This window comes from Streptomyces sp. NPDC002793, from assembly GCF_040295485.1.
Lineage (GTDB): Bacteria > Actinomycetota > Actinomycetes > Streptomycetales > Streptomycetaceae > Streptomyces.
In genome coordinates this window covers 120,259-128,546 of sequence record NZ_JBEOVL010000022.1, presented here as the reverse complement: position 1 = coordinate 128,546, position 8,288 = coordinate 120,259, and the positions used below count along the sequence as shown (strand labels likewise).

Below are 8,288 nucleotides of genomic sequence, written 5' to 3'. Positions count from 1 at the left end.
ACGCCCGGTTACATTCCGAACCCGGAAGCTAAGCCTTTCAGCGCCGATGGTACTGCAGGGGGGACCCTGTGGGAGAGTAGGACGCCGCCGAACAACCTTTCAGGACCCTTGGTCCCAGCGTTCATGCTGGGGCCAGGGGTCCTTTTTTATTTGCCGAAGCGCGTCGGATGGTCGGCTGCGCGAGAATGTCTGTGGTACCCGATGACAGGAGTCACCCCCATGTCCACCAACTCTTCCGACGACCGTCCGGAGCGCGAGCCGCGTCGCCGGGACGGTGGTGACAGGGGCGGCTTCCGAGGCGCTCGTGACGACCGGTCCGGGGCGCCTCGACGTGACAACGACCGCGGCCCTCGTCGAGACGACCGTGACCGCGGCCCCCGTCGTGACGACAACCGTGGTGCTGCCGGCACCGGCGGCGGCGGTTTCCGTCGTGATGACCGTGCCCCTCGTCGTGAGGACGACCGTGGTGGCTACCGGGGTGGGCAGCGTGATGACCGTGGCGGCAGCCGTCCCACCGGTGGTGGGTTCGAGCGCCGAGACGACCGGCCGCGCGGCCCGCGCCGTGACGACGACCGAGGCAGCGGCACCGGCGGAGGCTTCCGCCGCGACGACAGCCGTGGCTCCGGCGGCGGTGGTGGTTTCCGCCGTGACGACAGCCGGGGTGGCGGCAGCGCCGGCGGTGGCTTCCGCCGTGATGACAGCCGGGGTGCCGGCAGCACCGGCGGCGGTTTCCGCCGCGATGACCGTGCCCCCCGTCGTGAGGACGATCGTGGTGGCTACCGGGGTGGGCAGCGTGACGACCGTGGCGGCAGCCGTCCCACCGGTGGTGGGTTCGAGCGCCGCGACGACCGGCCGCGCGGCCCGCGCCGTGACGACGACCGAGGCAGCGGCACCGGCGGCGGTTTCCGTCGCGATGACCGCGACCGTGGCCCGCGCCGTGACGACGACCGGCCCAGCAGCTTCCGTCGTGACGACCGTGCCCCCCGTCGTGAGGACGATCGTGGTGGCTACCGGGGTGGGCAGCGTGACGACCGTGGCGGCAGCCGTCCCACCGGTGGTGGGTTCGAGCGCCGCGACGACCGGCCGCGCGGCCCGCGCCGTGACGACGACCGAGGCGGCAGCACCGGCGGCGGCTTCCGCCGCGACGACCGGAGCCGCGACCGGGACCGTGGGCCCCGTCGCGACAATGACCGGGGCAACGACCGTGGCGGCTACCGTGGTCGCGACGACCGCGGCGGATACCAGGGACGCGACGACCGGGAACGTGAGCCCATCAAGCGGCTCCCCATCCCCGACGAGGTCACCGGGCACGAGATCGACAAGGACGTCCGGCAGGAGCTGATGAGCCTGCCGAAGACCCTCGCGGAGGACGTCGCGAGGAACCTCGTCATGGTCGCCCGGCTGATCGACGAGGACCCCGAGCAGGCTTACGCCTACTCGCGCATCGCCCTTCGGCTGGCGTCCAGGGTCGCCGCAGTGCGTGAGGCCGCAGGCTTCGCCGCGTACGCCACCCAGAAGTACGCCGAAGCGCTGGCTGAGTTCCGGGCGTCGCGCCGAATGACCGGTTCCGTGGACCTGTGGCCCGTCATGGCCGACTGCGAACGCGGACTGGGCCGGCCCGAGCGGGCCATGGCCATGGCCGGTGAACCCGAGGTGCAGAAGCTGGACAAGGCCGGCCAGGTCGAGATGCGCCTCGTCGCCGCAGGTGCCCGCAGGGACATGGGGCAGATCGACGCCGCGATCGTCACGCTGCAGAGCCCGGAGCTCGCGTCGAGCGCCGTCCACTCGTGGACGCCGCGCCTGCGTTACGCCTACGCCGACGCGCTCCTGGAAGCCGGGCGCAAGGACGAGGCCCGTGAATGGTTCGGGAAGGCTATGGAGGCCGACAAGGACGGCGCGACCGACGCGTCCGACCGGCTGGCCGAACTCGACGGCGTGGAGTTCGTCGACGTGCTCGGCGATGACGACGAGCACCCCGGCGAAGCGGCCGGGGCCGAAGGCGGCGCAGGCCGGGCCACGGAGGACCGGGACACGGCCGACTTCGACGATGACGACGATGACGACGCGGACGACGCGGACGACGCGGACGACGCGGACGACGATGACGACACGGCCGATGAAGACAGCGACGCCGACGGCCCCACGAAGGCCTGAGCACCGCTGAAGCTCGGAACATGAGGAGGGCGGCACCCGCAGCGGGTGCCGCCCTCCGTCGTTTACGGAAGCCGCAGGGGTCTCCTGGTCTCAGGTCTGGTCGGTCGGCCTGACCAGGAGTTCGTTGACAGCCACATGACGTGGACGGGTGACGACATAGGTGATCACGTCGGCGACGTCCTCCGGCCGAAGGGCTTCGAGTGCGGCGTACCAGGCCTCGTTCTGCTCGCGGACGCCGTCACGGATGTGGTCGGTGAGTTCGGTGGTGACGGCTCCGGGTTCGACGGAGCTGACGCGGACGTGCTGGGCGGCGAGTTCCTGGCGCAGTGCTTCGCTGAAGGCGGTGACGGCCGCTTTGGTGGCGCTGTACACGGCGGCGCCGCCGATGGCCTGACGCCCGGCGACGGAGCTGATGTTGACCAGGTCGGCCACCCCGCGCCTCCCGTCCCGGGCCGCGGCGACCAGGTGGGGCAGGGCGGCGTGCGTCAGGTTCAGCAGGGCGGAGACGTTCAGGTCGACGTTGCGCTGCCATTCCCCGGCCGGCGCGTCCAGGGCCGGGCCGACGAGCATGATGCCCGCCGCGTTGACCAGGGTGTCCAGCCGCCCGGTATCCGCCAGGACGCGCTCGACGAGCGAGGCCGACCCGCCGTCGGTCAGGTCGGCGGGGAAGACAAGGGCAAGGCCCCCGGACGCGCGTATGCCGGTGGCCACGCTCTCCAGGCGGTCCTTCCGGCGGGCGACCAGGGCGACGGTCGCCCCCTGGGCGGCCAGGGAACGGGCGGAGGCCTCCCCGATGCCGCTGCTCGCCCCGGTGACCAGGGCGACGGTTCCGGCCAGACGTGTTGCGGAAGTGCTCATGAAGGTCTCCTCGGTCGATGAGGCAAACGAACTGGTTCGTTTGCCTCATCGACCGTAGCCCCTGTCCGGGCATCCGGCAAACGAACCAGTTCGTTTACTCTGGTGGGCATGGACAAGGCACAGGCGAGCAGACGACGTCTGCTGGACGCGGGCGCGGTCGAGTTCGCCGCGCACGGGGTCGCGGGTGGGCGGGTGGACCGAATCTCGGTCCAGGCGAAGGTCAGCAAGGCCCAGATGTACGCGTACTACGGCAGCAAGGAAGGGCTGTTCGACGCCGTCCTCGCCGACCAGGTGGAGGGGATCCTCGACGCGGCACCGCTGACTGCGGACGACCTGCCCGGCTATGCCGTCCGCCTCTACGACGCCTACCTCGCGCACCCGCGGCTGGTACGTCTGGCCGGCTGGGCGCGGCTGGAGCGCAGCCCGGTCGGGCACCTCTTCGCCGAGGCCGACGAGACGCCGAAGCTCCGGGCCGTCGCCGACGCGCAGGACGCGGGACTCATCGATCCGTCGCTGCCGCCGGCCGACGTGCACGCCATGGTCATCGCGATGGCGATGACCTGGTCACCGGGCAGCCTCACCTACACGGCCACGACCGACGACCCCGCGGCTGACCACGAGCGCCGCCGCGCCAGCCTCGCCGCAGCCGTGCGTCGCGCCTTCGCGCCCTGAGGGCCCTGATCGCCCTGAGGGCCCGGCGGGGCGTTCAGTCGATGCCGAGGCTGCGCAGGACCAGCCCCGTCGCCGGCTTGGGGCCGAACGAGGTCGACTTGCGGGGCATCGTGACGCCCTGTCTGGCCAGGTCCCGGACCACGTCCTCGCGGACCGGACGCATCAGGACCGCCGTGGCGTCGTGCCGTTCCGCCTGTTCGACCGCCGCCTCCGTGTCGTGGATGTAGGCGATGTGCTCGGGGGCGTCGGGGATCCGCCATACGTCGTCGAGCAGCGTGGAGTGCAGCACGGTCGCGTCGAGCGCGCGCCAGGCGTCCGGCCGGTCGGCGCGGACCGTGCGGGCCAGCAGTTGCTCCTCCGGCCGGTCGACCAGATGGAACCGGCCGTCGCCCGCGAGGAGGAAGGCGTTGCCTTCCGCGGCGGAGCCCGTGAGCGCGTCGAGGGCCCGGGGCAGCGGCCCGTCGACGGGCCGGACGCGGAAGCGGCCCTCGAGTGCGCGGAGCGCCTGGGCGACGGGGAGCCGGTGCAGCAGCCTGTGGATGGCGCGTACCCGCAGCGGATAGCGTGCGGTGTCGACGAGCAGGACGAGACCGAAGTCCCAGGGGCCGGGCGCGGTCTGCTCCTGCTGGAGCCGCAGATAGGTGGCCCAGCGGTGGTGGCCGTCGGCGATCAGCGCCTGGCGGCGGGAGAGATCGGCTTCTATCTCCGCCTGCTCCGCAGGGTCGGTGACGGCCCAGAGACGGTGGGCGAAACCGTCCTCGGTCGTCGTGGTGAGGAGCGGGAGGCGTTCCACCACCCGCTCGATGACGGCTGCTGTGCCGCTCGGCCCGCCGTCGCCCGCGTAACTCAGGAGCAGGGGTTCGAGGTGGGCGGCCGCGGTGCGCATCAGGTCGGCGCGGTCCTCCACGACATCGGCCATCACGTCCTCGTGCGGCAGGACGATGCCCTGCGAGGCGGGGGAGAGGGCCAGCGCCCCGATCACACCGCGCTGGAGGAGGTCTCCGGCGCGCTGTTCGTAGACGTAGAGCACGGGCACCGGGTCCGGGGCGAGGACGCCCTCCGCCAGCCACCGGTTCAGGGTGTCGGCGGCCTGCCGGTGGCGCTCGGCGGCCGTGCCGGCCTGCGGGAGGATCAGCCGCACGATGTTGTGCGGATCCGCGGACTCCAGGTGGTGCAGACCGTCCGGCCGCACGACGACGTCGTACGGAGGCGAGGTCACGGCCGCCAGGCTGCCGACCCGCTCGGGGACGTAGCGCAGTCCGCGGAAGGGGACCAGCCGTAGTCCCTGGCCGGTGGCACACCCGGTTGTGTTCATCCGGGCATCGTATGTGCGCTCCGGTGATGCGCGATGATCGGGGGAGAGGCATGGAAAGAGGAGCACAGGCATATGAGTCATCAGCGGTACAGGTCCCTGCCCCTCGGAAGCGCCGTGGCGCTGAGTGAGGCGTACGACACGGCCCTGCTCGACCTCGACGGGGTGGTGTACGCGGGCGGGCACGCGATCGTGCATGCTGTCGAGTCGCTGGGCAGCGCACGCGCGGGAGGCATGCATCTGGCGTACGTGACGAACAACGCCCTGCGGACGCCGGACGCGGTGGCGGAACACCTGACGGAGCTCGGGGTGCCGGCCGACGCCGCTGATGTGATCACGTCGGCTCAGGCGGTGGCCCGGCTGATGGCCGATCAGCTGCCGTCCGGGGCCAGGGTGCTCGTGGTCGGCGGCGAGGGGCTGCGGGTCGCGCTGCGCGAGCGGGGACTGGTGCCGGTGGAGTCGGCGGACGACGACCCGGCCGCCGTGGCGCAGGGTTTCGGCGGACCCGATCTGGCGTGGGGCCGGTTCGCCGAGGCGGCGTACGCGATCTCGCGCGGGGCCGTGTGGTTCGCGTCCAACACGGACCTGACGATCCCGGGCGCCCGTGGCATCGCCCCGGGCAACGGCGCCGCGGTGGAGGTCGTACGGATCGCGACCGGTGCCGAGCCGCAGGTCGCGGGCAAGCCGCTGCCGCCGATGCACCGCGAGACCGTGCTGCGGACCGGGGCGGAGCGCCCGCTGGTGGTCGGGGACCGGCTGGACACGGACATCGAGGGTGCGTTCAACGGCGGCGTGGACTCGCTCCTCGTCCTCACCGGGGTGACCGACGCGGCGCAGCTGATCGCGGCCGAGCCCAAGTACCGGCCGACCTATGTGGACCGCGACCTGAGAGGGCTGCTCACCGGGCAGCCCGAGGTGTCGCGGGCGGAGGGCGGCTTCAGCTGCGGAGGCTGGACGGCCGCGGTGCGCGGGGACGAGCTCGCGCTGGAGGGCGAGGGCGACACGATCGACGGGCTGCGGGCCCTGTGCGGGGCGGCGTGGACGCACGCCGGAGAGGGGTCGTGCGGATTGGACGCGGGCAGGGCCGTGGCCGCGCTGGACCTGTAGCACCGGTACGGGTGTGACACAGGGCGTTCGGAGTTGAAAGGGTAGGCTACCCTAACTCGGTGTTGGTCGAGAGTCCTTCTGAAACGAACGCCGCCCGTGTGGCCGCGCCGGACGAACCCGTGCGCCGTGGGCGCCACGCGGTGCGGGCCGTGGGCCTGCTGGTCGCCGTGGGGGTGCTGGTACTGGTGTGCCTCGCGAGTGTCGCGATCGGCGCCAAGGCCCTCCCCCTCTCCGAGGTGTGGCACGGCCTGTTCCACTACTCGGGCACCAGAGGCGACGTCCTCGTACGGGATGTGCGGGTCCCGCGCACCGTCCTGGGACTGATCGTCGGCGCGGCCCTCGGGCTGGCCGGCGCGGTGATGCAGGCGCTGACCCGCAACCCGCTCGCCGAACCCGGCCTGCTGGGCGTCAACGCGGGCGCGGCGGCAGCCGTCGTCTCGGCCATCACCTTCCTCGGCGTCACCTCACTGACCGGGTACGTCTGGTTCGCGTTCGGCGGCGCCGCGATCGTGTCCGTGGCGGTGTACCTGCTCGGCGGGAGCCGCTCCGCGAACCCCGTACGGCTGGCACTCGCCGGCACGGCGGTCACCGCTGCGCTGTTCGGCTACGTCAACGCCGTACAGCTGCTGGACTCGGCTGCGCTGGACCGGCTGCGCTTCTGGACCGTGGGATCGCTGGCCTCCGCCGACCCGGAGACCGTCGGCAAGGTGTGGCCGTTCATCGCGCTCGGCGCGCTGCTCGCCCTGCTCATCGCCCGGCCGCTCAACGCGCTGGAGATGGGCGACGACACGGCCAGGGCCCTCGGCGCGCACCTGACCCGCACCCGCGTCCTCGCGATGGTGGCCGTCACCCTGCTCTGCGGGGCGGCGACCGCGGCCTGCGGGCCGATCGTCTTCATCGGGCTGATGATCCCGCACCTGGTCCGCACCCTCACCGGACCGGACATGCGGTGGATCCTGCCCTACGCGGCCGTCCTCGCGCCCGTGCTGCTGCTGGTCGCCGATGTGGTGGGCCGGGTCATCGCCCGCCCCTCCGAGCTGCAGGTCGGCATCGTCACCGCGCTGCTGGGCGGGCCCGTCTTCATCCATCTCGTACGGCGCAAAAGGATGGCCCAGCTGTGAAGGCCGCACAGGACACCACCAGGACCGTCCGCGCCGTCCGTACGGCCGGCGGGCTCTCCGTCCGGGTGGACGCGCGGGCGTTCGCCGTGATCGCGCTGATCGTCGCGGCGGCGGCCTTCGCCGCCGTGGTGCTGATCGGCAGCGGCGACTACGCCATGTCTCCCGGTCAGGTCGTCTCCACACTGTTCGGCAACGGCACCTTCCAGCAGGAGTTCATCGTCACGGAACTCCGGCTGCCCAGGGTCCTGGTCGGGCTGCTGGTCGGCGCCGCGCTCGGTGTCGGCGGCGCCGTGTTCCAGAGCGTCTCGCGCAATCCGCTCGGCAGCCCCGACGTCCTCGGCTTCGGCCAGGGCTCCGCGGTCGGCGCGCTCATCGTGATCGTGCTCTTCCAGGGCGGACCGACCGAGGTCGCGGCGGGTGCCGTCGTCGGTGGTCTGCTGACGGGCGTCGCCGTCCACCTGCTGGCCTGGAAACGCGGGGTGCACGGCTACCGGCTCGTCCTCGTCGGCATCGGCGCCGCCGCGATGCTCACCGCCGCGACCCACTACCTGATCACCAAGGCCGACCTCGTCGACGCCACCCGCGCCGTCGTCTGGATGACCGGCTCGCTCGACGGCAGGGACTACGCCCAGGTCTGGCCGCTGCTCGCGGTCTGCTGCGTCCTGATCCCCCTGGTCCTCGGCCACGGCCGGGCCCTGCGCATGATCGAGATGGGCGATGACGCCGCCCACGCCCTGGGCGTGCCGGTGGAACGCACCCGGCTCGTCCTGCTCGCGTGCGCCGTCCTGCTCGTCGCCGTCGCCACCGCCGCCGCCGGGCCCATCGTGTTCGTCTCACTCAGCGCCCCGCAGGTCGCCCGCCGCCTCACCCGAGCACCCGGCCCCAACCTGGCGGCCGCAGCCGCCACGGGCGCGGCCCTGCTGCTCGTCGCCGACTGGACCGCCATGAACGCCTTCGGGGACCGCCAGCTCCCGGTGGGCGTCGTCACCGGCGTACTCGGCGGCTGCTACCTGCTGTTCCTCCTCGTGTCCGAGCGCAGGGCGGGACGCATATGAAGCCGGGCA

The 8,288-nt window shown here is 72.5% G+C and carries 8 protein-coding genes and 1 rRNA gene; 6 read left to right on the top strand and 3 right to left on the bottom strand.

The window, feature by feature from the left end:
- Positions 1-93, top strand: a 5S ribosomal RNA gene (gene rrf / locus ABT001_RS22220); the annotation flags it as partial.
- Between the two features lie 6 nt (positions 94-99).
- Here rrf and ABT001_RS22215 read toward each other — a convergent pair.
- Positions 100-1,311, bottom strand: a complete 1,212-nt coding sequence (locus tag ABT001_RS22215; RefSeq protein WP_351280133.1) for a hypothetical protein — start codon at positions 1,309-1,311, stop codon at positions 100-102.
- Between the two features lie 30 nt (positions 1,312-1,341).
- Here ABT001_RS22215 and ABT001_RS22210 point away from each other — a divergent pair, with 30 nt between their 5' ends.
- Positions 1,342-2,154: a tetratricopeptide repeat protein gene (locus ABT001_RS22210; protein ID WP_351280131.1), complete on the top strand. Its 813-nt coding sequence runs from the start codon at positions 1,342-1,344 to the stop codon at positions 2,152-2,154.
- Positions 2,155-2,244: 90 nt separating this feature from the next.
- On the opposite strand, the gene ABT001_RS22205 is transcribed toward ABT001_RS22210, so the two are convergent.
- Positions 2,245-3,012 (bottom strand): SDR family NAD(P)-dependent oxidoreductase, encoded by a 768-nt coding sequence (locus tag ABT001_RS22205; protein ID WP_351280128.1) that lies wholly within the window; start codon positions 3,010-3,012, stop codon positions 2,245-2,247.
- 108 nt (positions 3,013-3,120) lie between these two features.
- Here ABT001_RS22205 and ABT001_RS22200 point away from each other — a divergent pair, with 108 nt between their 5' ends.
- Positions 3,121-3,684 carry a TetR/AcrR family transcriptional regulator gene (locus tag ABT001_RS22200; RefSeq protein ID WP_351280125.1) on the top strand — a complete coding sequence of 188 codons (564 nt, stop codon included), beginning with the start codon at positions 3,121-3,123 and terminating at the stop codon, positions 3,682-3,684.
- A gap of 34 nt (positions 3,685-3,718) precedes the next feature.
- On the opposite strand, the gene ABT001_RS22195 is transcribed toward ABT001_RS22200, so the two are convergent.
- On the bottom strand, positions 3,719-4,999 hold the full coding sequence (locus ABT001_RS22195; protein ID WP_351280122.1) for a DUF1015 family protein: 1,281 nt from the start codon (positions 4,997-4,999) through the stop codon (positions 3,719-3,721).
- 72 nt (positions 5,000-5,071) lie between these two features.
- On the opposite strand from ABT001_RS22195, the gene ABT001_RS22190 reads away from it, so the two are divergent.
- From ABT001_RS22190 to ABT001_RS22180, 3 genes are all read left to right on the top strand, one after another.
- Positions 5,072-6,103, top strand: a complete 1,032-nt coding sequence (locus ABT001_RS22190) for an HAD hydrolase-like protein (RefSeq protein ID WP_351280120.1) — start codon at positions 5,072-5,074, stop codon at positions 6,101-6,103.
- A gap of 119 nt (positions 6,104-6,222) precedes the next feature.
- The gene (locus ABT001_RS22185; protein ID WP_351280157.1) at positions 6,223-7,224 is read left to right on the top strand and encodes a FecCD family ABC transporter permease; all 1,002 of its coding nucleotides are present in this window, start codon (positions 6,223-6,225) and stop codon (positions 7,222-7,224) included.
- Positions 7,221-8,279, top strand: coding sequence for a FecCD family ABC transporter permease (locus ABT001_RS22180; protein ID WP_351280117.1), 1,059 nt, complete (start codon positions 7,221-7,223; stop codon positions 8,277-8,279). Before ABT001_RS22185 ends, ABT001_RS22180 begins: the two co-directional genes overlap by 4 nt.
- Positions 8,280-8,288 lie beyond the last annotated feature (9 nt).